Consider the following 26413-nt stretch of genomic DNA (forward strand, 5'->3'; position numbering starts at 1 on the left):
CCTTTCTGTACCTGTGCCCCGCTTAGATGGAGCAGGCCAGGCATTCCTCGACAGACAATTTATTGGTCCGGGTGTAGTACAGGGATTTCAGCCCTTTGTGCGCCGCATACAGGTAAGAACGGGCCAGCTCACGGGTTGTGACATCACTGTTCACATGCAGAACGGTTGATATGCCCTGGTCGATATGAGGCTGAATCTCCGCAATCAGATCAATCACCTTGAACTGGTCCATCTGGTAGGCGGATTTATAATAGAACACATTGTCCGGACGCAGGTAAGGCATCGGATAGTAGGTGGTCGAGTTGGCATACGTGCGGGTCTCGATCTGCTCTACAATCGGCATGACGCTGGAGGTCGCATTCTGGATGTACGAGATGCTTGCGGTCGGCGCAATCGCCAGACGGTAGGCATGGTACAGGCCGTGCTTCATCACCTTGTCACGCAGCTCTTTCCAATCCTCTGTAGTAGGAATGTAGATCCCCTCGAACAGCTCCTGCGCTTTTGCCGTAACCGGACGGTAGTCTGTAGTCAGATAACGGTCGAAATACACGCCGCTGGCGTAGTCGGACTGCTCGAAGCCATAGAAGGTCTCACCTGTCTCGGCGGCAATCTCCATACTTTTCTCAATCGAATGATAGTTCATGGTCATGAAGAAGGTGCGTGCGAAATCACGGGCCTGCTCACTCTCATAAGCCACCTTGTTCTTGGCAAAATAGCCGTGCAGGTTCATCACGCCCAGGCCCACGGAGTGCATTTCCTTGTTCGCCTTAGCCACGCCTGGAGCGTTGGAGACAGTTGTCATATCGCTGACAGCCGTCAGTGCCAGCATGCCCTCATGTACGGATTCACGAATCTTGCCGTGCTCCATCACGTTCACAATGTTGAGGGAAGCCAGGTTGCAGCTGATATCGCGGCGGATCTCGTCCTGCTGACCGTAGTCGTTAATCTCTGAAGTCTCCTGCAATTGGAAAATCTCGGTGCACAGGTTGGACATCTTGATCTGGCCCACATTACGCAGAGCATGGGCGTTATTGGCATTACTCTTGTTCATAATATACGGATAGCCCGATTCAAGCTGGATCATGGCGATCTTGGTCAGCATGTCGCGTGCGCTCATGGCGATTCTTTTCTTCACGCGCGGATCGGCAAGCAGGGTATCATACATGACGTCCAAATCCATGTCATCCAGATGCGTACCGTACGCCTGGTAGACCGTGTAAGGAGCGAACACATGCAGCGGCTGATTATCCTGTGCCAGCTTGTAGAAGCGGTTAGGCACGATCAGGCCGATAGACAACGTCTTCAGGCGTGTCCGTTCGTCGGCGTTAATCTTCTTGCTGTCCAGGAACTCCAGTACATCCCAGCCAAAAATATTATAATAAGCCGCCCCCGAACCCTTACGCTGACCCATCTGGTCCGCATAGGAGAAGCCGTCTTCCATGAGCTTCAGGACAGGCATGATGCCTTTGGCCGCATCCTCGACACCTTTAATCGTCTCGCCGCGCGAGCGCAGCTTGGACAGATTGACCGCAACGCCGCCCCCGATTTTCGACAGCTGCATGCAGGTGTTCAGCACATAGTTGATCGAATTGAGCGAGTCGTCCATTTCCAGCAGGAAGCAGGAGACCATCTCGCCGCGGCGGCTTTTACCGGCATTGAGGAAGGTTGGTGTCGCCGGCTGCAGGCGCTGTTCCATCATCGAGCGGGCCAGTGTACGGGCAGTCTCCACGTTACCCCGTCCCAGATGCAGAGCCACTACCGCTACGCGGTCCGGATAATGCTCCAGGTACTGCTTACGGTCATTGCTTTTGACGGCATAGTCGGTATAGAACTTGGAAGCCGCCATATAGGAAGGGAAGCGGAAATTATATTCATGGGCGATCCGGTAGACATCCTCCATCTCAGCAGCGGAGTAGCGGTCGTACAGGTCCTCGTAGTAGTCATTGGCAATCATATAATCAATCTTGGCTTTCGTATCCGTGAAGGTCAGGCTACGCCGCTCCACATCCTGCATGAACTCGGCTACTGCCTCCTGGTCCTTATCCAATTGGAAAAAGCCGCTTTCGTCTCTCTTCATCAACATGTTGTTCAATTCAATATGCCGCAACCCGGTCCACCTCCTGTTTTATGCGCTGTACATCCCCGAAGGTTCCCGACAATTCAAACTTGCCGACCACCGGTACGTTGTAACGCTGTGCAATTAAGTCTGCGCTGTGCGCGTATAGCTCACCCCAGTTTTTGTTGCCGCTCGCGGCGATGCCTTTGAGCCTGGAGTGGTTTCGTTCAAGGAATGTTGACACCTTCTCTGGAATCTGTCCAAATCCGGTAGTGTATGTAACAAGCACGTAAGGCTCGTCGATCGTCATATGCTCTTCGATTTGAACCGCCGGAAGCTTCAGTTTATTAATGAATCTTCTGACGTTGCCGGTCTTGGAATCGTAAGCAATCAACATGGCTCCTAACCTCCTATAACATGTTGCCCATTCTACTTGACAAGTGAAGAATAGCAGTTTTACTAGATTTATGGGCTTAGCTCTTATATACACTATATTTAGTAATGCTTAATCATTTTATATACCATATATTGAAAAGTCAAGCGGTGAACAAGCCCTCACAGCCGCCCAAAACGCCTCTCTAAATGGCCAATCCCACGCCCCGCCTGCATTCTATTCTCTTATAATTAATTAGTATTTTTTTAAAGCATTTTGCTGTGCTGCGGAATGGTGCAGACAGGGGCTCCAGGGAAGGGGAAACGGCTGTGATTTTTGAAAGCGTTTAGCCTTCGGGGGATATGAATTTCATTGCACTTCGTACATTAGATGCTCCTTAAATTCAGGAGGAAATCAGCTCTGTTGTATTTTGTACACTTGATTTCAGCTAACAGGGGCTAATTGAGCAGATTCTTCAAATTCTAATGCAGGAAATGCAATAGAATGGAGATTAACGGCAAATATCGGCAATTCTATTGCAGAAAGTGCAATATGCATAGTCAGTTTTACAATAACAGGGAACCATATCCGCCGGCAGGAGTCTTATTAGGTGAGAGGGGAGAGAACATGCAGAGTAAAGAACTAACCTATAGCATGACCTGTGCCTCATCGGTATCGCTTCGCGAGATGATGGAGACCTACGGCCAGGACGTATGGAATTATGCTTATGTCTTAACCCGCAACCGGGAGCAGGCGAACGATATCAGCCAGGAGGTATTTCTTAAGGCATACAAGAGCATCGGCAAGTACCGGGGACAGGCTACTCTAAAAACCTGGCTGCTGACCATCACACGCAATACCGCATTCAGCTTAAGGCGTAACAGCTTCTGGCGGAGGTTCACTCCGCTGGGCAGCCATCAGGATCATGGAGGCACCCTGTCCGCAGAACAAGAGGCCATCGGCAATCAATACGCCAACCGGATCTGGGAGATTATTATGGCCCTGCCGGACAAGTACCGGGAGGTGCTGGTGCTGGATATCCAGCAGGATCTTCCGGTTGCTGAGATGTCCGCGCTGCTCGGGATCGCGCAGGGGACGGTCAAATCCCGGCTCGGACGGGCCAGAGAGAAAGTGAGAGCAGCGATGAAGGAGGAAGACCTGTGAAGACGAGACAAGAGAAGGAACAAGTGAAGGTGATGAGCGGGGAGAAGGACTGGTATAAGCAAGCCGGGCGGAACCCGCTTGCAGAGCCTGGATTCACACCACAGCTCATGGCGCGGATTGAAGAGGCTGCCCGTGAATCCTCCAGCGGCAAAAGTGGAGGCAGCCGCCGCTTCAGCCGCATGGCCGCCTTCGGCGGACTGGCAGCCGTCCTGCTGCTCGTCACGCTGATCTGGCCGTTTGGCCCAGGGGCCGGGCTCGATCCTGCAGGGAGGCTGGCAGCGGTCTTTAAGCCTGGCTCGGAAGCGGCTGTAGTGATGCCGTCGGCGTCTCCTTCGGCGCCTCCGCAAGGCCTGGGTCTATACATGATCTCGGCAGAGTTTGAACTAGGCGGGCTTAAGTATTATATGCCCCTTCCGCTAGACCGTAATAAGAGTGCTGCAATGGCTGTTGAGACTTCCGCCGGAATCGTCTGGTCGCCTCCGCCGCCAATGGTTGACTATCTCAAGTCTAAATACACACACAATACAGAGCCATATACTCTTTATTTGACTCCTAAAGGGCATGCAGAGCTATCTGCGGATTCAGCACAGCGGTTGTATGTTTTTCCTTTGTATGCAGGAGGTGCACAGTCCTATTTGTCGCTGGGAAGTTTATTCGGAGCGGGAGATTATCTTTTGTTTTCCAGCAGCAGCTATAAAATTGGAGAGAATCAGAAAAGGTCAGGGGCCAAGCTGTATGTGATGGATGTCAGACAGGCAGGAGAGGGTAAGATTCCTGTTCCCCGAGAATTACTAACCTTAGATGAATCGTATAAAGTCTATAAGTCTTTTATGGCCCTTAATTCCGAAAAGGCAGAGCTGCTGGTTGTTTATTACACGGAAGATGGAAGAGGCGGTTATACACAGCATAATAAGCTGTATGATATTGCAACAGGCAATGCACAGGTACTTTCGGGTGAGATCACCACAGAAAATGTAGAAGTAGTCTCCAAAATCCATTATGGAGAGCTTACTGTTGATTCTAAAGATCCTGCAACCATAGTCCACTACGAAGTTAATGGAGAGCAACGGAGTACAGAAGTTGATATGAAGTCGGGCGATCAATGGTTCTACGACTGGTGGTATGAGGAATACGGTGTGAAAATTGATGCCTCCTCAATAAAAAAATGATCATCTTAGAGTACAGGTGCAGGATGTGTGCTGGAATAGTTTGCTAATCATGAGATGTTCCATTCGGTCGATGGAGGAATTCCTGTGAAGGCAGGGAGTCCTCCAATTTGCCTGTTATCTATGTCCCTTGCGGACTGTGAAGCCTTTATATTCTCGATTTGGCACATTTGACCACGCTTACGGATTGCATGGCCCTTATTGTAGTTCAAACGCGTCTTTACCGGCTGAGTAACAGTGAATAAGAGCACTGGAGTCCGCAGGGCTATTATAATGCTGCTTTTCGGGAAAATAAGCGCATCTCTGTCCGTTACCATTGTGCGGCCCAGTCATTTAGTGTATTTGTCTCACGCCTTAGACGCCGTATCCACTTATTTCGTATTTTCAATCTATTCATATAGATAATTTACTAAAAAAAAGCTATACTTTTTGATAATATCTCTAAGTAAACGTGATTTGTGTTTACTTCTGGAGTTCGATATCGAAGAGTGGAGCGGGATCAATGAAGAAGCTGACTATTGAGGATGTGGCTAAGAAAGCGGGCGTATCGAAAAGCACAGTCTCGCAATTTTTAAATAAACGGTTCAAGTATATGAGTGAGGCGACCAAAAACCGCATTGCCGAGGTTATCGATGAGCTGAATTACCAGCCCAACGGGCTTGCCCGCAGTCTCAAGCAGAACCGCACGCATATGGTTGGCATTATTGTAGCCAATATTGATTATTCGCTGTCCATCCAGTGTATCCGGGCGATCGAGAATGAGCTGCAGCGCCATGGGATTCAGGTGATCATCTGCAACTCGGACGAGAATGCCGATAAGGAGAATACTTATGTGGAGACGTTGGTCGCCCGTCAGGTGGATGGCCTGATTATTTTTCCGGCGGGAGATCAGCCTGCGCCTTACACTAGATTAATTGAAGCGGAATATCCGCTGGTCTTCATGGACCGGCTAGTTGACGGGATCACGACCCAGAGCCTGCTGCTGGATAACGAAATGGCGGTGAAGACCGCTATCCGGGAGCTGACCGGCCACGGCCATGAAGCGATTGCTATTCTATCCCTGCCGCTTGGCATACATGCGATTACCCCGCGCAAGGAGCGAATGAGCGGGTACAAAAAAGCGATGGAGGAAGCGGGTCTGCCGCTGCTGGGTTCGTATATGCGAAGTGTGTCACGCGAAGACATCGCATCTGCACTGGACGAGCTGCTACAGCTTCCCGAGCCTCCAACAGCGCTGCTTGCCGCCAATGATCTGGTGCTGGGCGAAATTCTTAAATATGCGAACCGCAATGCCATTGCGATCCCCGGCCAGTTGTCGGTCATCGGCATTGACGATGCCGAATTCGCCCGGATCTATAATCCTGATATTACAACGATCCGCCAGCCGGCTTACGAGATGGGGATGCAGGCGGCCAAGATCATGCTCTCATTGATCAACGATGCGGACAGCGCGATGCCCATCACCTACAGGTTCCCGCCTTCCTTGCAGCAGGGGGAGTCGGTGCAGCCGCCGGCTAAGCCGGAATAGAGCAGGTCGGGGCGGCGAAAGGTCCATCGTGGTGACAACATATAGGAAATCTGCTCAGGAATCCACGGCTTTACGGACCCAGGGAACGTTATTGTGCGGAAAAGAAGGGTTTTGTAAGTTTTACGGACTCAGGAGCCGTTAAATTGCTATTTAGGGCGCTGGATGGCACGAAAAGTGCGGCTTAACGTCATCTGCGTCCGTTAGGCTTGCTATAGTTTAGCAATTCCCCAAATAACGGCTCTCCAGTCCGTAAGTCAATAACATATGCAAAAGGGTGTCCCAGCCGTCTGCCGGCTCAGGGACACCCTTTTTGCTGTGCTAATGTGTGTTCATGCTGAAGCCTGGCGCTGCCGGCAGCAGAGCACCTGCTCATTGGCTATACGCCTGCGCTCATGAACTCCTCCAGCCGGACGCGGGTGGGAAGGCCGTCCATATCGCCAGGCGACATCACGGCGAGTGCGCCGATCGCATTGCCGCGCTTCACGGCTTCTGCTACGCTGAGCTTCTCCAGCATGGCGCTGATCACCCCAACCGCGAAGCCGTCTCCGGCGCCGACTGTATCGACAACCTGCTCGACCTTGAAGCCGTCCACATAACCCTCTTCCCCCGTGGAGGTCTTGTAGTAAGCGCCCTCAGGACCGAGCTTAATCACTACAAGAGATACGCCGCGCCCCAGATAGTACCCGGCAATCTCCTCCGGAGTCTCAAGACCGGTGAGAATCTTACCTTCTCCGTGTCCGGGCAGGAACCAGTCGCAGCGGGTAGCCAGATCGTTGATCGTATTAACCATAGTTTCGGTGTCCGGCCACAGGGTCGGGCGCAGATTCGGGTCCAGTGATACGGTCTTGCCGCGCTGCTTCATGAACTCCATGGCATGCAGCGAGAACTCGTGACACGAAGCCGAGAGTGCGGAAGAGATGCTGGTCACATGCAGATGGCCTGCGGAAGCGAAGTAATCTTCATCGAAGTCGGCGAGACTCAGCTTGGAGGCGGCGGAATTTTTGCGGAAATATTCCACCTTGGGATCTCCAGTGAGTACCTTGGATTTGATCAGCATGCCCGTGGAGAATTCCTTGGTCGTTGTGATGCTCGCGGTATCGATCTTCTCCTTGTTCAGCGCCGAGGTGATGAACTGGCCAAAGTTGTCTTCGCCAAGCTTGGTCACATAACCGGTCAGATGCTCCAGGCGTGATAATCCGGTGGCTACATTACTCTCCGCACCTGCCAGCGCCTTGGAGAAGGAAGTGACCTCATGCAAGGGGCCGGCTTCATTGGCGTAGAACATGGCCATCGGCTCCCCGAAGGTGACTGCATCCAGCTGTTTATTCATGAATAGTTCCTCCTAAAATGAACACGTTATTATGGTTTGGAATAGAATATAAGTTGAAATTATCACATAAAACGGTTTTGTACAATATAGCAATGCTCATTCTGCGGGCTTATTTTCTATAGGAAACAGGGGAAGACATTCGTTTGTCCTTGGTACATAAGCGTTTTTGAATATTTTCGAAGGATTGATAACGCTTCCTGAATAAATATATATTGACTGTTAGCGGCAATGTTATTACTATTTTCTTAGAAGGATAAAGCCTGATGTTAGTAAAATAGATAAATTAGTTTATCTAAATTATTATTCTTATGAATATATAACCAGAGAGGAAGTAACAATCATGAAGAAAATTAAAGTATTACAGAATATCACCTCTGTTGGCGTAGTAGCCGTTATCCGCGCGGATAATGCCGATGATGCTTATGCTATGTCGGTGGCTTGTATCGAGGGCGGACTGAACAATATCGAAGTGACCTTCACGACTCCGGGAGCCGAAGTAGCGATCAAGCGCTTGGTGGAAGAATACGGGGGCCGCGCCGTGATTGGTGCCGGTACTGTACTTGATCCGCTGACGGCAAGAATTGCTATTCTGGCAGGCTCGGAATTTGTGGTCAGCCCTTCTTTTGAAGAGGATACGGCCAAGATGTGTAATCTGTACGGCATTCCTTACATGCCGGGCTGCATGACGCTGAATGAGATGAAGGAAGCTCTGAAGCTCGGTGTGGATGTGCTGAAGCTGTTCCCTGGCAGTGCGTTTGGACCGGACTATGTCAAGGCGGTTAAGGGGCCAATGCCGCATGTCAACATTATGCCTACCGGCGGCGTGGATCTGAACAATATGGAGAAATGGATCAAGAACGGCTGCATCGCTGTCGGCATCGGCGGCAACCTGACCGCACCGGCCAAGGAAGGCCGCTATGACCAGATCACAGAGCTGGCTGCTCAGTATGTAGCGAAGTTCAAGGAGATTCAAGGCAAGTAAAATACATGTACAACAGAAATGTCTTGCCTCTATGGGGCAGGGCATTTTTTTGTTGACCGTTAGCTAAGCCTAAATGATGGAATTGCTGCCGCTTCGGGCAATACTTATAATAGAGGCAGAGTGCAGAGGCGCCTGCGGACATTGAGAAGTATACCTGAAAGGTGATGCCATGACTGGCGACGATCTTCGCAGCAAGCTGTACCCGACACTGGTAGTGGAAGAAGCCGATTATGTGGAGATTCGAACTGCAGTCCACGGCTGCAGGGTGAGCGCGGGAGCCATCTATAAACTGTATCGTAACTATAATCATCCGCAACTTTTTGAGCAGGGAGAAGTATATGTGCTTGATGATGACTCCAGGGAGAATTACGCGGTGCTCCTGGTGTGCGCAACTACATTATATACATTAGAGGAGCCGTCCCGGTCGTAGCGTAAGTCAGGTACGGGACGGTCTGCTTCTCATGTCATTTCTGTAACTAACTTCTATAAAAAGAGTATTTGAATGATAGCAGCATCCCTTGTATGCTTAGTAGGGATTGTGGACTATAAAATAATCATTACAGGCTTGCAACAAATTCGCAGTCTTGCGCGTCAGTAAGATTGCATAGAGAGGGGGAACCTTCGTGGTGGAGCAGGGACTCATCAGAGCCGCTCAAGCGGGCGATCGCGACGCTCTAATCACCCTATTGCGAGAAATTGAAGGGCATGTATATAAGACGGCCTTCTACATTCTGCATAATGAACAGGATGCACTGGATGCCTCCCAGGAAGCGTTGATCCGGGTGTACACCAAGATCGGCTCCTATGAGGAGAAGGCGCAGTTCAAAACATGGGTTCAGCGAATAGTAACCAACATATGTATAGACAAATTCCGGAGAACGAAGCCTACCGTTTCTATCGATGAACACGAAATGGTGTTCCAGGATAAAAAACATAACGTAGAGCGCGAAGTGATGTCGGGTTATCTGGCGGAGGATATCCGTGAGGCCATAGACCAGCTTCCGGAGCATCACCGGACGGTAATCGTGCTCCGCTATTTACAGGATTTTTCTTACAACGAGATTGCAGACTGTCTGGATCTGCCTCTGAACACGGTCAAATCGTACCTGTTCCGGGCGCGGCAGCAGCTGCAGAATAGACTTCAGGAGTATCAGAAAGGTGGTGTGTCAGGATGAAGTGCGCGGAGGTGATGGAATGGATGCACCGCTATTTAGATCATGATCTCAGTCAGGAAGAAATGCTTGAAATGTTCCGTCATATCGACGATTGTCCTTCCTGCGCGGAAGTCTTGGACCGGCTGACGCTGCTCTCCCAGCAGCTGGAGCAGCTTCCCGACGTGAAGCCCCCCTTCAGTCTGGTTGACTCTATCCTGCCTCAGCTTGAACAGCTGGACCGCGGTGTCCCGGAAGAGCCTGCCGTAATGGAGCCGGAAGATCCGAAGGTTATTCCCTTCTCCCGTTCAAATAACCGGGGCAAGAAGTCCAAGGGCCCTTCACTGGCTGCGCGGACAGGCATTGGTGCTGCGGCGGCAGCGGTGATTCTGCTAATCGCCGTATTCAATATGCCGAAGAGTCTGCCGGGCGCAGACTTGGATATGTCATCCAAGCTAATGAGCGGCGGAGCGGCGAACTCCAGCGTGAGCACAGAGAACAGTGCGGACGCCCCGCAGGCGGACGGACAGAATAACAGCGGCAGCAGCAGTGATCTTAATAAGATGGACCAGGCCACGCCTAGTGAAACTGCAGACGTTAATTTGAAATCTGCACCGCCTGCTCCAAGTGAGGGTGCTGATCAACCAGCCGCAGCCGGCGGCGGTATGGTTTCAGACAAGGAGCCTGCGGTAAGCGAAGCTCCGATCAGCAATCGCGCCGCTACTGCGCCTCCGGCGGATCGCCCCAAGAGCACCAAGAAAGCGGATAGCCGGTCAGCGGAACCCCAAAGCACGAAGTCGAGTGCGCCAACACAAGAGAATATAGCGGACGATAAAGCGGCTGAGGGGGATGCACGGATAGCGCCGACTCCAGCCGCTAACGAGGCAGGAGCCATGCTGATGGTCGCAGATTCCTCGTGGACTTCACCGGACGGGCAGCATACGGCTGAGCTGACTGGCCAGCATGTTGTAATCTACAGCCTAACCGCAGAAGGAGAAGAACAACAACGGACAGTATTAACCTCGCTTCCTTTGGAGGGGAACTGGGTCTCCGGTGTGTGGTCGGAAGACGGCACCCAGTTCACTTATGTGCTACAGCTTGAGGACGGTACGCAGACGACGAAGGTATACACGGTTCCGGCAGAGAGTGCGACACCTGCCCCATCTGCTTCTCCGGCTCCTATTAACTCTCAAGCGCCTACCGCTTCTCCGGCGGCGTCTGCTTCACCGGTCACCAGCCCGGCTATTACCCCGGACGCGGCAACGTCCGATAAATAACCGGAACGTTCTTCCGGCCTGCGGAATATGCTAAGGCAAGAGGACATGAATTACAGGCTTTGCGAGTATCATCGGTATGACCGGCGGCCGGGAGAGTTTCTAGAGCTGCTCCCTCCGTCGTTTATATAGATGCGCCGCTGAAACGGAGTAACTTTGGCCCTGGCTGCCGAGGTTGCTCCGTTTTGGCTTGCGCCCCGGTCAGGACAAAGTGATAATGATACCTATGTTTTCAGCCGATTTTTTGTTAAAATGTACGAATGTATGTGTCTGATACGGACCAGGCAAGTAAAATGAAAAAGGAAGTGGCGGGATGGATGCCAAAACGGCGGCCAAAGACATCAAGCAAGGAAAGGTCTCTCCGCTGTACCTGCTGTACGGCAGTGAGAAGTTCCGGATGAATGAATTCGCGGCCATGCTGGAGGAACACCTGATCCCCAAAGAAGACCGCGATTTCGCGGTGATCCCGTTCGATCTCTCCGAAACTCCGGTTCAGGCGGTTATTGAAGAGGCGGAGACGGTTCCGTTCATGGTAGAACGCAAGCTCCTGCTGGTGCGGGATGCGGCTCTGTTCACGGCAGGCAAGGAGAAGGCGAAGCTGGAACATAACGTGGAGATGCTGAGCGAATATATGCAGCACCCTGCCGAGTTCAGTGTGATTGTATTTATGGTGAACGGCGACAAGCTGGATGAACGTAAAAAAATCGTCAAAAGCATCAAGACCGCCGGCACCGTGCTGGCCTTCAATCCCCTGGGTGCGGAGGAGCTGCTGCGCTGGGTGGAGAAGGGCTTCCGCGAACGCGGCTGCTCCCTTGCGCCGGGGACAGCGGAGGTTCTGATTGCAAGCAGTGGAACCGGACTCCAGGGTCTGTCTGCAGAGATGGACAAGCTGTGTCTGTTCGCCGGTACTGGCGGGCGGGTGGATGCGGCAGCGGTGGAGAGTCTGGTCCACCGGGGGACGGAGCAGAACATCTTCACACTGGTGGAGGATATCGCGAATCTGCGCCTGGACAAGGCGCTGAATACGCTCTATGAGCTGCTCAAGCAGCGGGAGGAGCCGATCAAGATCGCTTCGCTGATTGCCCGGCAGTTCAGAATCATCCTGCAGGTCAAGGATCTGTCAGCCCTTAGCTATTCGCAGGGACAGATTGCCTCCCAGCTCGGACTGCATCCGTATGCAGTGAAGCTTGCCGGAGAGCAGGCTCATAAGTTCGGAAGCCAGCGGCTGCGGCAGATCCTGAGTATTCTGGCGGATCTGGACTATCAGATGAAGACGGGAGCTGTTGATAAGGTGCTGGGGCTGGAGATGTTCATGCTGCGCCTTGGAGCCTGAACAGAGCGGCTTCTCATGGAACGAATCAAAGAGCCTGTCCACCCGCGTGTATCATGGGATGGACAGGCTCTTTGATGGTACAGCGGAATTCAATGAAGGAAGTTAACGAGCATAAAAAAACCTAACCGTATGCAGCATAGCGGTCAGGTTCTTCAGTGCTCGTTATGATTGTCGCCCTTGGCTTAGGCTTGAGCCTTGAGAGCGTTCAATTTCTTAGCCAAGCGGGATTTTTTGCGGGCAGCCGCATTTTTATGAACCAGGCCTTTAGTTACAGCCTTGTCCAGCTTTTTGGAAGCCGCTTGGAAAGCAGCCTGAGCTACTTCAACTTCCGTACCAGTCACTGCTACATCAGCAGTTTTCACAGCTGTACGAAGAGCGGACTTCTGGGAAGCGTTCAGTGCACGACGTTTCTCGATCGTCTTGACGCGTTTTATCGCGGATTTGATATTTGGCATTGCATTCACCTCCTGAAAGACATTCGAAATCAACAAATGATTCACAACTTAAAATAGTTTAGCATGAAGGGTAGCAAAAAGCAAGATAAAAAGCTTTGTAATTCCCTTAGAGCGGTTTGTATAAACGGAGGCTTTCTCTCGCACACTATCAGCAATATGCAAAAGGAGGCTGAACTAAGAATGGAACTGGATCTTCAGCTGTATTCGGTACGTACGGACTTGGCGGTGGAAGCGAAGGAAATGGCAGAGCGGCACGCCAATACGCCGATCCCGGGTGTCAATGAGGAAGTGGAAGAAGCGGACGGCATCAAGGTCACGAGACTTGCTGTAGCAGACCTTGCCGGTTCTCAGGCGATTGGACGGGCTATCGGCAATTACGTGACCCTGGAGGTGCCTGGGCTGCGCGGAGGGGACACCGGGCTGCAGCAGAAGGTCTCCACAGTGTTTGCCCGGGAATTCGAGCACTTTCTGGATGAAATCGGCATTGACCGCGATTCCAAGGTCCTTATCGTAGGCTTGGGCAACTGGAATGTGACGCCCGACTCGCTCGGCCCGCTGGTCGTTGAGAATGCGCTGATTACCCGCCAGTTCTATGAGCTGGTGCCCGACCAGATTTCGCCCGGGTACCGGAATGTCAGTGCTATTGCTCCCGGAGTGCTCGGCCTGACGGGGATTGAATCCAGCGAAGTGGTGCAGGGGATTGTGGACCGCACCAGCCCGGATGTCATTATAGCTATTGATGCGCTGGCCTCCCGTTCACTGGAGAGAATCAATACCACCATCCAGATTGCGGACATCGGCATTCATCCCGGCTCAGGGATCGGGAACAAGCGCAGAGGGCTGACCAAGGAGGTGCTGGGCGTGCCCTGCATCGCCATCGGCGTCCCAACGGTCTGCTATGCTTCCACCATCGTCAACAATGTGCTGGAGATGATGCGGACCCATTTCGGGCAGATGGCGGACGGCGGTGCTCACACCAAGGAAATTATGGGTCTCCTTGACGATATATCTGAGCAGGAGCGTCTCGCCCTGGTGAAGGAAGTGCTTGAGCCGCTGGGGCATGACCTGATTGTGACCCCCAAAGAGATCGATGAATTCATTGAAGAGATCGCCAACATTGTGGCAAGCGGACTGAATGCTGCACTCCATGAAGCGGTAGATCCGGGCAATGTCGGAGCTTACACTCACTGATCTGTCACTTATCACCTCGCCCGCACCATCTGCTATAACGCAGAACTGGTCGCGGGCTTTTTGTATAAATATAAGAACTTATATGTTTCACACGATAACTTATCCTTCCATTTCCCGCTGAAACGGTACCGTCCTTTAAAAGGACGGCGAAGCCGTTTCTACTTGGTGTTGCCCCCTCACTTCTCTATCGATGCTCCCTGCTATCTCTCATTCTGTGGTTCTAGCACAACCCTTCCGCTCATAGATTTGGAGTATGAGAGATTACAGAGGGCTTAGAGGAGGACATAACAATCATGAACAGAAAATGGTTTCAGCTATGGAATATAGGGCGGCTGCGCGGACGGCTGATGGATATTCTGTCGCTGGGAAGGACGATGCTGCTGCTGGCCGGAGGTTCGCTTGTGTTGTTCATGCTGCTTGGAGCTGGCGGATTGGCCGGGCAGAAGCTGAATTCTTCGCCCATTCCTTCCATGAAAGGTCTGGCGGCTTCGCTCTCCAGTGGATTCTTCATGGAGCTGCTGGGCATGGAGGTCCCCCATCTGCCGAAGGGCGAGGAGCCTTCAGCCTTCTCCGGGGACAAGGTGACCTCCTTCGTATTCCGGCTGCTTACCAGTGTTGATCCTGGTGATCCCAAGAGTCTGGTCTCACGTGAGATGCCCGGACTTGCTGCCGATGATCCCTTCCTGCTGCGGCAAGGCTCAGGGGGAAGTACAGGGGCGCCGGCCGATTATCATCCGGGGGGCGATGAACTGGCCACCGGGGAAGATCCCGGAGCAGGGGGCGATCCTGGAGCCTTGCCAGATTCAGGGAACGGTACTGAGGCTGGTAATGGCCATGACAGTCCGGGGGAAGGCGTGGTAGAGCCCGAGGCTTCGCCTGTCCCTGACCCGTCCGGTACAGAACCTGACGAGGGCTATTCCGGAAGCGGAGATGCCGAGAACGGCACAGGAGATACTTCGGTCAAGCGGATTCTCGTTTATCATTCCCATCCCCGGGAGGCCTATAATCCGCTGCTTGGCGCACAGAGCGACAACCCCAGCTCAGCAGTCCCTTCCAAGAATGTCATGCTGGTAGGCTCCTATATTGCCAAGAGGCTGGAAGAGCGGGGGATCGGAACTGTCCATGCCCAGGAGGACTATGCTACAGAGGTACCGGGCTACAATTGGAACTTCTCTTATAAATATTCACGTATGACTGTGAAATCGGCCATGGCCTCCAATCAGAACATGAGTGAGCTGATTGATATCCACCGCGATTCGCAGCGGCACGGCAAAACAACAGCTTTGATTAACGGGAAAAATTATGCCCAGGTCTATTTTATTTTGGGGCATGCGAATAAAAACTGGAAACAAAACGAGGCCTTCGCCAATAAGATCCATCAGCTGCTTGAGAAAAATTATCCTGGAATTTCACGCGGGATATGGGGGAAATCGTCCGGAAACGGGAATAATGGGGAGTATAACCAGACGTTGTCCCCGAACAGTGTGCTGATTGAGGTAGGCGGAATTGACAACAGCGCCGATGAACTGAAGCGGACGGCGGATATTCTGGCGGATGCCATCGCTGATGTGTACTGGAGCAGCCGGGATGCCGAGAAGGCAGCTGCGCCAGATCAGGGCAGTACGCAATCTGGAGGCACCGGGGCAGAGACATCAACAGGTTCCTGAACGGATTATAGCTGAAAAGGAGCGGAGAATATGACACGGTTCGGTAAAAAGCTGGTAATGGTCGGAGTATGGGCGGGCGTGGGGCTGTTGATCGGACTGCAGTTCGGCGGCGGCGGTTCGGGAGTCTCCGGTATACTGCCGGACTGGAGTAAGCCAGCCGGGAGCAGCGCGCCTGGACAGAACGTTACGGCCGGAACTGCGTACGTTCCGGCTGCCAGTACAGCCCCGGGCGGCCAGGCTTATGTATATGTGCCTGTGACTATTGATCCCGTAACGGGCGCTTACACCATGCTGCCCATGAAGCAGCCGGTTGCAGGTACACAGGCGCAGACGGCTGGCGGCACGGGCAGCCTCCCGCAACAGGAGGTGAAGGACTACTCTGCGCTCAGTCCCGAGCAGATTCTGATTCCAGAGGAGCAGAAGCCGACTGTGGATGTGCTGGCGGATAAGACCGCCGGGCTGCTCCAGCAGGCTTCGCAGAAGGGCATCCGCTGGGTGGTCTCCCTCTTCGACTCCTCGGAGGAGTGAGCAGGAACTGCCCGGAACCTCTCGGGCTGCAATGAGGTTGAGGACACAAACGGCTGCGGATGATGGAAGCCCGCACCCGTTTTTGTGTTTTTTTTGCAGGATTCAACTCGCGAATGTAGAGGGTCCGGGCGTTTTCTTTCTCTTCCGGCGGCTGGCGGGATTGATGGGCGGAGCCCGTACTGTTATAATAAGTGGATTAACATTAGGCTGTCTGTGGGGGTAAGGAATGACTGACGTTCAGAAACGACAACAACAAATTCGCAATTTCTCGATTATTGCACATATAGACCATGGCAAATCGACATTGGCTGACCGCATTCTGGAGTATACGGGTGCGCTGACTACGCGTGAAATGCAGGAGCAGGTTCTGGATCAGATGGACCTGGAGCGCGAGCGCGGCATCACCATCAAGCTGCAGGCCGTACGTCTGACGTACCGTGCCGATGACGGACAGGATTATTATCTGAATCTGATTGACACACCGGGGCATGTCGATTTCACCTATGAGGTATCACGCAGTCTGGCTGCCTGTGAAGGCGCTCTTCTGGTAGTGGATGCAGCCCAGGGGATTGAGGCCCAGACGCTGGCCAACGTGTATCTGGCGCTTGACAACAATCTGGAGATTCTTCCGGTACTCAACAAGATCGATCTTCCGAATGCAGATCCTGAACGGGTGAAGCAGGAGATTGAGGATGTCATCGGGCTGGATGCCAGCGAAGCCGTTCTGGCTTCCGCTAAGGCAGGCATCGGCATCAAGGAGATTCTGGAGCAGGTCGTGAAGCAGGTTCCGGCGCCGACTGGAAACTCGGAAGAACCGCTCAAGGCGCTGATCTTCGACTCCCATTATGACCCGTACAAGGGCGTTATCGTCTATGTCCGTGTAATGGACGGCAGTATCCGTGCCGGTTCCAAGATTAAAATGATGGCCACCGACAAAACCTTTGAGGTGATCGAGGTCGGAGCCTTCATGCCGCGTATGACCATTGTGCCGGAGCTGAACATCGGTGATGTCGGCTTCATTGTGGCCGGGATCAAGCATGTAGGCGACACCCGTGTCGGGGATACGGTGACGGATGCCAAGAATCCGACCCCTGAACCGCTGCCGGGCTACCGCCGGATTAATCCGATGGTCTATTGCGGTCTCTATCCGATTGAGACTTCCGATTATAATGATCTCCGTGAAGCGCTGGAGAAGCTGCAGCTGAACGACGCTTCCCTGAGCTTCGAGCCGGAGAGCTCCAGCGCCCTCGGCTTTGGCTTCCGTTGCGGCTTCCTGGGGCTGCTGCATATGGAGATTATTCAGGAGCGGATCGAACGCGAGTTCAATCTGCCGCTGATTACTACTGCGCCGAGCGTTATTTACCGTATTAAGCTGACGAACGGGGAGACCATCCAGATCGACAATCCGTCGCATTATCCGGAGATCGGGACGATTGACTTCATCGAAGAGCCGTATGTCAAAGCAGCTATTATCGTGCCTAACGACTTCGTGGGAACCGTTATGGAGCTGTGCCAGAACAAACGCGGTGAATTCGTCAACATGGAGTATCTGGACAGCAACCGTGTAACCATTACGTACGAAATTCCGTTGTCCGAGATCGTCTACGACTTCTTCGACCAGTTGAAATCCGGCACGAAGGGTTATGCCTCCTATGATTACGAGATCTCCGGTTACCGCCAGTCCAATCTCGTCAAGATGGACATCCTGCTGAACAATGAGCAGGTCGATGCACTGTCCTTCATCGTTCACCGCGACCGCGCTTATAACCGCGGCCGGGTCATCTGTGAGAAGCTGCGCGGCATTATCCCCCGCCAGATGTTCGAGGTGCCGATTCAGGCTTCCGTCGGCACGAAGGTGGTTGCGCGTGAGACCGTTAAGGCCATGCGCAAGAACGTACTCGCCAAATGCTACGGCGGCGATATTTCGCGTAAGCGGAAGCTGCTGGAGAAGCAGAAGGAAGGGAAGAAGCGCATGAAGCAGGTCGGCAGCGTCGAGGTGCCGCAGGAAGCGTTCATGGCCGTGCTTCAGATTGAGTAGCAGCATATAAGCTCCCCCGGAGCTTTCGGTTTATCGCAGAAACGGGTGCCGCCCTAAGCAGGGCGGTGCAGCCGTTTCTTCTTGCTTTTTAGCAGCAGGTAGTGTGGCAGGCCTGTATATTAATAGAACAAAAGGAGACAGCTAATGAATACAGCTACGAGCACTGCACACCATGGCCGTCCCCCTGAGGCCGTATATATTCACATCCCGTTCTGCACCAATAAATGCTTCTATTGTGATTTCAATTCTTACGTGCTGAAGGACCAGCCGGTGATGGACTATCTCCATGCGCTTGACCGCGAGATGGAGCTGACCGTGCAGCACACGCCTCCAGGTGTGATCAAGACGATTTTTGTCGGAGGGGGTACGCCTACTGTCCTCAAGCCTGATGAGATGGCTTATTTCCTGGAATCGGTCCGCAGGCATTTCCCGCAGTGGGACGAGAATATTGAGTTCTCTATGGAAGCTAACCCCGGAACTACCGATATTGATAAGCTCAGAGTCATGAAGGAAGGCGGCGTCAATCGGGTCAGCTTCGGGGTGCAGGCGTTCCAGAATGAGCTGCTGAGCGGAATCGGCCGGATTCATGATGTGAATGACGTATACCGCAGTCTGGAGAATGCCCGTGCGGTTGGGCTTAATAACCTGTCGCTGGATCTGATGTTCGGCCTGCCGAACCAGACGGTGGATATGCTCAGAGAGAGTATCGACAAGGCGCTGGCGCTGGATCTTCCCCATTATTCCATCTACAGTCTGAAGGTGGAGGAGAATACGCTGTTCCACACCCTGTTCAACAAGAACAAGCTTCCGCTGCCGAATGAAGAGGATGAGCTGGCGATGTATCTGCTGCTGATGTCTACTATGGAGGCCGCAGGTTATACACAGTATGAGATCAGTAATTTTGCTAAGCCGGGGCTGGAGAGCCGCCACAATATCACGTACTGGCGCAACGAGGATTATTACGGTCTGGGCGCAGGGGCGCATGGATATGTGGGCCGGCAGCGGCACATGAATATCAAGGGCGTGAACCCGTATAACGAGGCTTCGCGCAGCGGGCTGCCGCGTCTGGACAGCTTTGAGGTCTCCGAGCAGGAGGCGATGGAGGATTTCATGATGGTTGGCCTGCGGATGCGCGAAGGGATTTCGGATGCGGCGTTCCGCTCACAATTCGGAAAACCGCTGGAGGCTGTTTTTGCAGGGCCGCTGCATAAAATGCTGAAGGCCGGGCTGCTTGAGCAGGCCGGGGACACTTATCGTCTGAGCAAGCAGGGAATCCTGTTCGGCAACGATGTTTTCGGGGAATTTGTCGGTGCTTTGACAGAGGTTTAATTTTGAAATACCTCTTGAATTGTAATTCACCTTGTTGTATATTTATTCATATTAACAACAAGGGGTGAGTCAAGGTGCTTGTCAAAACGGATCATTTCCAAGAGGCATCTCCAGCAGGAGAGCAGCAAGTGATATGCAGAAATGCTACGGTGGAGGATGTAGAGCCGCTGTATCTGATGATAGAGGAGTATGCCAGGCAGGGGATTATGCTGCCCCGTTCAAGGCAAGCACTGACCCGCCAGATCGACCAGTTCGTGATCGCCGAGATCGGCGGCAAGTTTGTCGGCTGCGGTTCCTTGTTCCGGCTCGGAAGTGATCTTGTGGAGGTCCGTTCGATTGGCTTGAATGATGCTGGCAAGGGCAAAGGTGTAGGAACGATGATCCTGGAGAAGCTGGTTGAAGAAGCGAGACGCCAGCAGATTCCGAAGATTATGGCACTGACCTATGCCGTGGACTTCTTCCTTAAGAACGGCTTCGATGTGGTGCAGAAGGAGATTTTCCCCGAGAAGGTCTGGACCGATTGTGTGAACTGCAAGAAGCAGCATGCCTGCGACGAGATCGCCGTGCTGAAGAGACTGGACTAATCCGGCGGGCTCTAGCCCCCGGTAAACTATATAATAAGAAACCACTGTTCACCCGGACGCTGATGCTTCAGGGTGAACAGTGGTTTTTTGCAGATACAGGTTTATTGTGCGTAGATAAGCTTGCGCTGTTGCTCTACCAGTTCGGCAAGCTCCGGTGTAGCATATGCGGAAGGGTTAAAGGAAGGGGACAGTGTATTATAAGTAATTCCGATGCTGGACCCGTCCGTCATCTCAATCTCCAGCCAGTATATGTCTCCCACCCAACCCTTGGTCTGCTTGTAGAGCTGCTCGAACGGGATGTATTCCAGCTTGGGGAATTCGCGGATGAACACGGCGTTGGCCTCCGGGGTAAAGTCCATGAGGTCAGAACCGTCATTGCCGCTCACAAAACGGACAGTTTGTATTCTTCCCTCGATATCCAGCAGATCGTTAAGGGTGTTGGCGTCAGGGTTGTTGCGTGCTTCATACAGCCGGTCTCCCGCCCAGAGTCTCGCGGATGTCTTATAGCCTTCTACCTCGTAGAGCAGTGTGCCTGTCTTAAGATTTGTCGCATCTCCATTCTGCAGCTCAGCGCGTGGACACTTCTGCTCGGATTTGCTGTAGGTAATTTTGCCGATCTCCTTGCCTTTGCCGAGTGGGGCGGGGTCAGGACCGGTATCATCGTAGTACATGACGCCGTCCCATTGCAGGATGGATGCATAATCCGCATCCACACCGATGCACTTGACCGGTAAGATTTTACCTGTACAGCCCGTAAGTGCTAATGCAGTTAAGAGGCCTGCGATTATAGCCCATAATGCTGTTTTCTTGAAACGCATTTTTATCACTCCCTGAGTATTGGACGGCATTGTCCGGGAAATGGTTGCGGTGAAATATACAAAATCTTGCTTTGACTAAAATAGGCGCAATCAAGTTGCTGAACTCACTTGACAATGCCGAGGTCAGTTTGGTATTTTTGTATTAGTGGTTAGCACTCATCTCACTAGAGTGCTAACGAATCGGAGCCACAGCCGGATAGGAGGGAATAACATGTTAACTGAACGCCAGAGAATGATACTGAATGCCATTGTCGATGACTATATTTCTTCCGCTGAGCCGGTGGGCTCGCGCAGTATCTCGAAACGCGGGGATGTAGGCTACAGTCCAGCCACGATCCGCAACGAAATGGCCGATCTGGAGGATCTGGGTTATCTGGAGCAACCTCATACGTCGGCAGGGAGAATCCCGTCCCATAAGGGCTACCGCTATTATGTGGATCATCTGGTACCGTGGAATTCCGCCGAAACGGCCGAACTGGGCACGATCCGCGCTTTTTTCGCCGAGAAGCTGAATGCTACAGAGCAGGTTATCCAACATGCGGCAATGATCCTGTCCAATATGACGAATTATACTTCCATCCTGCTGGGACCGGAGGTTTTTCATACTTCATTGCGCCATTTCCAGCTGCTCCCGCTCGATGACAAGACCGCTGTGGCGATTATCGTTACCAGCACCGGGCAGGTAGAGAACCGAACTGTGAGTCTTCCTCCGGAGATATCTGTCTCCGAGATGGAGAAGGTCGTGAATCTGCTGAACAGCAAGCTGGTCAATGTACCGCTCTACAAGCTGAAGAGTCAGCTCTATTCCGAGCTGGGCGAAGAAATGCAGCGCCACATCTCCCATTATGAAGAATTAATGCAGGTGCTGGATAAGGCGCTGGAAAGCGACCATGATCAGCGGATTTACTTAAGCGGAGCCACGAATATGCTGACCCAGCCGGAGTTCAAGGACGTCGACAAGGTGAAGACGATTCTCGATCTGCTGGAGGAGACGCCTACGCTGCTCAAGATGCTCACCCCGGCCAGCAGCGAAGCAGGAATGCAGGTGCGCATTGGTACAGAGAATAAGCATGAGGCTTTTGCCAACTGCAGTCTGATTACCGCCACCTATTCGCTGGACGGCAAGCCGCTGGGGAGTATTGGTATCCTGGGTCCGACCCGTATGGAGTACGCACGTGTAATGGGTATTCTGGGGATTTTGTCCCGGGATTTGACAGCGATGCTGGCACACTGGTATAAGTGAACAGAGTATACTAGTCCATTCGTGAATAATATTAAGGAGGTGAAGACAACTTGAAAGAGGAAGAGGTTCAGGAAATGAATGAGAAGAATGATCCCTCGGTGAATGATAATCACGCGGCTGAAGAGGCTGATACCACAGCAGACAGCGGCTCATTCACGGCTGAAGAGGCCAGCGAGGCGGCTTCAGGCAATGAGGAATACAGAAAGCTGCAGGAGCTTGCAGATGAACATCAGGCGCGCACCTTGCGTGTGCAGGCTGATTTCGATAACTTCCGCCGCCGGACCCAGAAAGAAAAGGAAGAGCTGGCGCAGTACGCAACGTCTAAGCTTGTAACTGAGCTGCTTCCGGTAATGGATAACTTTGAACGCGCACTGGCGACTCCTGCAGCAGGTGCAGACGCTGAAGCGTTCATCAAAGGCGTGAATATGATTTTCCGGCAGCTGGAGGGAGTCCTTAAGACTGAAGGGCTTACAGCCATGGAAGTGGTAGGACAGCCTTTTAACCCTGAATATCATCAGGCGATCATGCAGGTGGAGAGCGAGGAGTACGAGGAAGGCATCGTGACGGAAGAGGTCCAGAAGGGCTATCTCCTGAAGGATAAGGTTCTTCGTCCGGCCATGGTCAAAGTCAGCATGTAGATCTGTTCTATATAAGATAATTTAAATGGATGAAGCCCCGGGCTTCACATTATTTCTGAGGAGGCACATTACTGTGAGTAAAGTTATCGGTATTGACTTAGGAACCACGAACTCTTGCGTTGCCGTTATGGAAGGCGGCGAAGCCGTCGTTATCCCGAATCCGGAAGGCGCGCGTACAACCCCATCGGTTGTAGGCTTCAAGAAGGACGGCGAGCGCATCGTCGGTGAAACGGCAAAACGCCAGGCCATTACGAACCCGGACCGTACCATCGCTTCCATCAAGCGCCACATGGGTACAGGCCACAAAGAAAGCATTGACGGCAAAGACTATTCTGCACAGGAAATCTCGGCTATGATTCTCCAGAAGCTGAAATCCGATGCTGAAGCCTATCTGGGCCAGCCTGTAACTCAGGCGGTTATTACAGTTCCTGCTTATTTCAATGACAGCCAGCGTCAGGCTACTAAGGATGCAGGCAAAATCGCCGGCCTTGAAGTGCTGCGTATCGTCAACGAGCCAACAGCAGCAGCTCTTGCTTACGGTCTGGAGAAATCGGAAGATCACACCATCCTGGTCTATGACCTTGGCGGCGGTACCTTCGACGTATCCATCCTTGAGCTGGGCGACGGCTTCTTTGAAGTAAAGGCTACCAGCGGTGACAACCGTCTGGGCGGAGATGATTTTGACCAACTGGTTATGGATTATCTCGTAGCTGAATTCAAGAAAGAGCAAGGCATTGACCTGAGCAAGGACAAAGCGGCTGTTCAACGTCTGAAGGATGCTGCGGAAAAAGCAAAGAAAGAGCTGTCCGGCGTACTTACGACTACAGTATCGCTTCCGTTCATCACGGTAGTTGACGGAGTGCCTCAGCACTTGGAGATCAACCTGACCCGTGCCAAGTTCGACGAGCTGACTGCAAGCCTGGTTGAGCGCACGCTGGGACCTACACGTCAAGCGTTGAAGGATGCCGGAATGACCCCAGCGGATCTGAACAGAATCGTACTGGTCGGCGGCTCCACCCGTATTCCTGCCGTACAGGATGCGATCAAGAAGCTTACCGGCAAAGACCCTCACAAGGGCGTTAACCCGGATGAAGTAGTAGCCCTGGGTGCTGCTGTTCAAGCGGGCGTACTGACTGGCGATGTAAAAGACGTAGTTCTGCTTGACGTAACTCCGCTGTCCCTCGGCATCGAAACTGCAGGCGGCGTGTTCACGAAGATGATCGAGCGCAACACTACGATCCCTACAAGCAAATCGCAGGTGTTCTCGACCTTCGCAGACAGCCAGCCTAGCGTGGAAATCCACGTATTGCAGGGTGAACGCGAGATGGCGAACGGCAACAAGACACTGGGACGCTTCATGCTGAACGAGATTCCACCGGCACCGCGCGGCGTACCGCAGATCGAGGTTACCTTCGACATCGATGCCAACGGTATTGTTAATGTCTCTGCTACAGACAAGGGCACCAACAAGAGCCAGAAGATCACCATCACTTCTTCCAGCGGCCTGAGCGACGCGGAAGTGGAACAGATGATGAAGGATGCCGAGCTGCACGCTGAGGAAGACCGCAAGCGTAAAGAACTGGTTGAAGCCAAGAACGGTGCTGACCAGCTCGTATACTCCACAGATAAAGTAATTAAGGATCTGGGTGACAAGGTCGATGCTTCCGAGATCGACAAAGCGAATGAAGCCAAGGACAAGGTGAAGGCTGCACTTGAAACCGACAACCTGGAAGAAATCACTGCCGCTACAGAGGCGCTGAATGAGATTGTACAACAGTTGTCCGTTAAGCTGTATGAGCAGGCTGCACAGGAGCAGCAGGGCGCTGAAGCGGGCCAGGATGCTTCTGAAGGCAATGCCAAGAAGGATAACGTGGTAGATGCGGATTACGAAGTGGTTGACGATGAGAAGAATCAAGGGTAACCTTAGACGATAAGTTCTATGGTGGTGAGAGGGAAGGTCAAGACCGGGGCATCCCGGGTTTTGGCTTTCCTTTTACCTTGTAAATGGGGAGAATTAACGATGTACGGAGGTGAAAGCAGTGGCAGATAAACGTGATTATTATGAGGTTCTGGGCCTCGGAAGAGATGCTTCAGAAGACGAAGTGAAGAAGGCCTACCGCAAGCTGGCGCGCCAGTACCATCCTGATGTGAATAAGGCCAGTGATGCTGAGGCTAAGTTCAAAGAGGTTAAGGAAGCCTATGACGTTCTGAGCGACGGGCAACAGCGCGCGCGGTATGACCAATATGGGCATATTGACCCTAATCAGGGAATGGGCGGCGGCTTTGGCGGCGGTGGCGGAGATTTCGGCGGTCTTGGTGATATCTTCGATATGTTCTTCGGCGGCGGCGGTGGACGGCGTGATCCGAATGCCCCACAGCGCGGCGGCGACTTGCAGTATACGATGACCATTGAGTTCAAGGAAGCGGTGTTCGGCAAAGAGACCGATATTACCATTCCACGCACGGAGACCTGCGATACCTGCTTCGGCTCCGGAGCCAAGCCGGGTACGAAGCCGGAGACCTGTTCCGTCTGCCACGGCAGCGGGCAGCAGGAATTCGTGCAGAATACACCGCTTGGACAGATGCGTAACCGCCGTCCCTGCTCCCATTGCAGCGGCACAGGCAAAATCATCAAAGAGAAATGCACCACCTGTGCTGGCCAGGGCAAGGTGAAGAGACAGCGCAAGATCCATGTGCGTATCCCTGCCGGTGTCGATGACGGCGCACAGCTGCGCATGACCGGTGAAGGCGAAGGCGGCACACGCGGCGGCCCGGCCGGAGATCTGTACATTGTGATCCGTGTGAAGAATCATGATTTCTTCGAGCGCGAGAACAACGATATTATGTGTGAGGTTCCCTTGACGTTCGCTCAGGCGGCACTGGGTGACGAGATTGAGATCCCAACGCTGACCGAGAAGGTGAAGCTCAAGATCCCGGCAGGCACCCAGACCGGTACCTTCTTCCGCCTCAAAGGCAAAGGAGTTCCGCATCTGCGCGGCAACGGCGTCGGCGACCAGCATGTCCGTGTCATCGTAGTCACACCTAGCAAGCTCAGCGATGAGCAGAAGGACCTGCTCCGCCAGTTCGCCTCCTTCAACGGAGAGAACACGCATGAGCAGGAACAGTCGTTCTTTGATCGCGTGAAGAAGGCGTTCCGGGGAGACTGAACTTTTAGGTAATATGAAATAAGGATGGAAGAGCTTGTAAAACAGCGCCCCATCTCCATTAAGTGGAGGCGGGGCGCTGTTTTTTGCTGGCTTTATTGTCTTTGTGGTTCTGTTGTATTTGCTACAACAGAATGCTTTTGAAATTCACCAAAAAGAGAATCTGTTGCATAACGTACACTAGAAATTCTTTAAATGGGCATTTTTAAACAGATATCTAAGAATCAAATGTATGAAATACAACAGAATCTCCTTTGGGACGAATTAAAGGGGATTCTAATGTAGTAAATGCAATCAGAGGTAGTATGCACATTATGTGCAACAGCGTCTGCTCAAGTGCTCAAACGGGTCTCAACCAAACAAAAAAGGCTGTCCTGAGTAGTCATGTAACAACTACTGGG

23 protein-coding genes are annotated in these 26413 nt (G+C 52.6%); 18 read left to right on the forward strand and 5 right to left on the reverse strand.

What is annotated here, in order from left to right; genetic code table 11:
- Positions 1 to 22: 22 nt before the first annotated feature.
- Positions 23 to 2107, reverse strand: coding sequence for a class 1b ribonucleoside-diphosphate reductase subunit alpha (nrdE, locus tag MHH78_RS10295; RefSeq protein ID WP_341167339.1), 2085 nt, complete (start codon positions 2105 to 2107; stop codon positions 23 to 25).
- Complete coding sequence (gene nrdI / locus MHH78_RS10300; RefSeq protein ID WP_036732265.1) at positions 2094 to 2453, reverse strand: class Ib ribonucleoside-diphosphate reductase assembly flavoprotein NrdI; 360 nt, start codon at positions 2451 to 2453, stop codon at positions 2094 to 2096. The genes nrdE and nrdI overlap by 14 nt, the downstream gene beginning before the upstream one ends.
- Positions 2454 to 3056: 603 nt before the next feature.
- Between nrdI and MHH78_RS10305 the strand changes: the two genes are divergently transcribed.
- The 3 genes from MHH78_RS10305 (at position 3057) to MHH78_RS10315 (ending at position 6287) form a co-directional block, all read left to right on the forward strand.
- Positions 3057 to 3593 (forward strand): RNA polymerase sigma factor, encoded by a 537-nt coding sequence (locus tag MHH78_RS10305; RefSeq protein WP_341167340.1) that lies wholly within the window; start codon positions 3057 to 3059, stop codon positions 3591 to 3593.
- Positions 3590 to 4762 carry a hypothetical protein gene (locus MHH78_RS10310; RefSeq protein ID WP_341167341.1) on the forward strand — a complete coding sequence of 391 codons (1173 nt, stop codon included), beginning with the start codon at positions 3590 to 3592 and terminating at the stop codon, positions 4760 to 4762. Before MHH78_RS10305 ends, MHH78_RS10310 begins: the two co-directional genes overlap by 4 nt.
- Before the next feature lie 499 nt (positions 4763 to 5261).
- On the forward strand, positions 5262 to 6287 hold the full coding sequence (locus MHH78_RS10315; RefSeq protein ID WP_341167342.1) for a LacI family DNA-binding transcriptional regulator: 1026 nt from the start codon (positions 5262 to 5264) through the stop codon (positions 6285 to 6287).
- A gap of 376 nt (positions 6288 to 6663) precedes the next feature.
- Here the strand turns inward: MHH78_RS10315 and MHH78_RS10320 are convergent, their stop codons facing one another.
- Positions 6664 to 7617, reverse strand: coding sequence for a sugar kinase (locus tag MHH78_RS10320; protein WP_341167343.1), 954 nt, complete (start codon positions 7615 to 7617; stop codon positions 6664 to 6666).
- 340 nt (positions 7618 to 7957) lie between these two features.
- Between MHH78_RS10320 and MHH78_RS10325 the strand changes: the two genes are divergently transcribed.
- The 5 genes from MHH78_RS10325 (at position 7958) to holA (ending at position 12357) form a co-directional block, all read left to right on the forward strand.
- Complete coding sequence (locus MHH78_RS10325) at positions 7958 to 8599, forward strand: bifunctional 2-keto-4-hydroxyglutarate aldolase/2-keto-3-deoxy-6-phosphogluconate aldolase (RefSeq protein WP_036732253.1); 642 nt, start codon at positions 7958 to 7960, stop codon at positions 8597 to 8599.
- 169 nt (positions 8600 to 8768) lie between these two features.
- The gene (locus tag MHH78_RS10330; RefSeq protein ID WP_036732251.1) at positions 8769 to 9029 is read left to right on the forward strand and encodes a hypothetical protein; all 261 of its coding nucleotides are present in this window, start codon (positions 8769 to 8771) and stop codon (positions 9027 to 9029) included.
- 193 nt (positions 9030 to 9222) lie between these two features.
- Positions 9223 to 9774, forward strand: coding sequence for an RNA polymerase sigma factor (locus MHH78_RS10335; protein ID WP_036690462.1), 552 nt, complete (start codon positions 9223 to 9225; stop codon positions 9772 to 9774).
- Positions 9771 to 11027, forward strand: a complete 1257-nt coding sequence (locus tag MHH78_RS10340) for a zf-HC2 domain-containing protein (protein ID WP_341167344.1) — start codon at positions 9771 to 9773, stop codon at positions 11025 to 11027. Before MHH78_RS10335 ends, MHH78_RS10340 begins: the two co-directional genes overlap by 4 nt.
- Before the next feature lie 310 nt (positions 11028 to 11337).
- A complete protein-coding gene (gene holA, locus MHH78_RS10345) occupies positions 11338 to 12357 on the forward strand; it encodes a DNA polymerase III subunit delta (protein WP_036732248.1) in 1020 nt (339 codons plus the stop codon).
- Positions 12358 to 12539: 182 nt separating this feature from the next.
- Here holA and rpsT read toward each other — a convergent pair whose 3' ends face one another.
- Entirely contained in the window at positions 12540 to 12812 is a 273-nt protein-coding gene (rpsT, locus tag MHH78_RS10350) for a 30S ribosomal protein S20 (RefSeq protein ID WP_036732246.1), read from the reverse strand.
- Positions 12813 to 12992: 180 nt separating this feature from the next.
- Here rpsT and gpr point away from each other — a divergent pair, with 180 nt between their 5' ends.
- The 6 genes from gpr to MHH78_RS10380 all read left to right on the forward strand — a co-directional run bounded on the left by gpr (position 12993) and on the right by MHH78_RS10380 (position 20149).
- Positions 12993 to 14003 carry a GPR endopeptidase gene (gene gpr / locus MHH78_RS10355; RefSeq protein ID WP_036732245.1) on the forward strand — a complete coding sequence of 337 codons (1011 nt, stop codon included), beginning with the start codon at positions 12993 to 12995 and terminating at the stop codon, positions 14001 to 14003.
- A gap of 293 nt (positions 14004 to 14296) precedes the next feature.
- A complete protein-coding gene (locus tag MHH78_RS10360; RefSeq protein ID WP_341167345.1) occupies positions 14297 to 15670 on the forward strand; it encodes a stage II sporulation protein P in 1374 nt (457 codons plus the stop codon).
- Between the two features lie 30 nt (positions 15671 to 15700).
- Positions 15701 to 16198 (forward strand): hypothetical protein, encoded by a 498-nt coding sequence (locus MHH78_RS10365; RefSeq protein ID WP_341167346.1) that lies wholly within the window; start codon positions 15701 to 15703, stop codon positions 16196 to 16198.
- A 226-nt stretch (positions 16199 to 16424) separates the two neighbouring features.
- Complete coding sequence (gene lepA, locus MHH78_RS10370) at positions 16425 to 18236, forward strand: translation elongation factor 4 (protein WP_341167347.1); 1812 nt, start codon at positions 16425 to 16427, stop codon at positions 18234 to 18236.
- Between the two features lie 144 nt (positions 18237 to 18380).
- Positions 18381 to 19565, forward strand: a complete 1185-nt coding sequence (gene hemW / locus MHH78_RS10375; protein WP_341167348.1) for a radical SAM family heme chaperone HemW — start codon at positions 18381 to 18383, stop codon at positions 19563 to 19565.
- A gap of 74 nt (positions 19566 to 19639) precedes the next feature.
- The gene (locus tag MHH78_RS10380) at positions 19640 to 20149 is read left to right on the forward strand and encodes an N-acetyltransferase (RefSeq protein WP_155991690.1); all 510 of its coding nucleotides are present in this window, start codon (positions 19640 to 19642) and stop codon (positions 20147 to 20149) included.
- A gap of 101 nt (positions 20150 to 20250) precedes the next feature.
- On the opposite strand, the gene MHH78_RS10385 is transcribed toward MHH78_RS10380, so the two are convergent.
- A complete protein-coding gene (locus tag MHH78_RS10385) occupies positions 20251 to 20967 on the reverse strand; it encodes a hypothetical protein (RefSeq protein WP_341167349.1) in 717 nt (238 codons plus the stop codon).
- Between the two features lie 211 nt (positions 20968 to 21178).
- Here MHH78_RS10385 and hrcA point away from each other — a divergent pair, with 211 nt between their 5' ends.
- The 4 genes from hrcA to dnaJ all read left to right on the forward strand — a co-directional run bounded on the left by hrcA (position 21179) and on the right by dnaJ (position 26015).
- Complete coding sequence (hrcA, locus tag MHH78_RS10390; RefSeq protein ID WP_036732236.1) at positions 21179 to 22210, forward strand: heat-inducible transcriptional repressor HrcA; 1032 nt, start codon at positions 21179 to 21181, stop codon at positions 22208 to 22210.
- 50 nt (positions 22211 to 22260) lie between these two features.
- Positions 22261 to 22848: a nucleotide exchange factor GrpE gene (gene grpE / locus MHH78_RS10395; RefSeq protein ID WP_076082592.1), complete on the forward strand. Its 588-nt coding sequence runs from the start codon at positions 22261 to 22263 to the stop codon at positions 22846 to 22848.
- A 73-nt stretch (positions 22849 to 22921) separates the two neighbouring features.
- Positions 22922 to 24769, forward strand: a complete 1848-nt coding sequence (gene dnaK / locus MHH78_RS10400; RefSeq protein ID WP_076082589.1) for a molecular chaperone DnaK — start codon at positions 22922 to 22924, stop codon at positions 24767 to 24769.
- A 118-nt stretch (positions 24770 to 24887) separates the two neighbouring features.
- Positions 24888 to 26015 (forward strand): molecular chaperone DnaJ, encoded by a 1128-nt coding sequence (gene dnaJ / locus MHH78_RS10405; RefSeq protein ID WP_341167350.1) that lies wholly within the window; start codon positions 24888 to 24890, stop codon positions 26013 to 26015.
- Positions 26016 to 26413: the final 398 nt, after the last annotated feature.

Source organism: Paenibacillus sp. FSL H3-0333 (assembly GCF_038002805.1).
GTDB lineage: Bacteria > Bacillota > Bacilli > Paenibacillales > Paenibacillaceae > Paenibacillus_AQ > Paenibacillus_AQ silagei.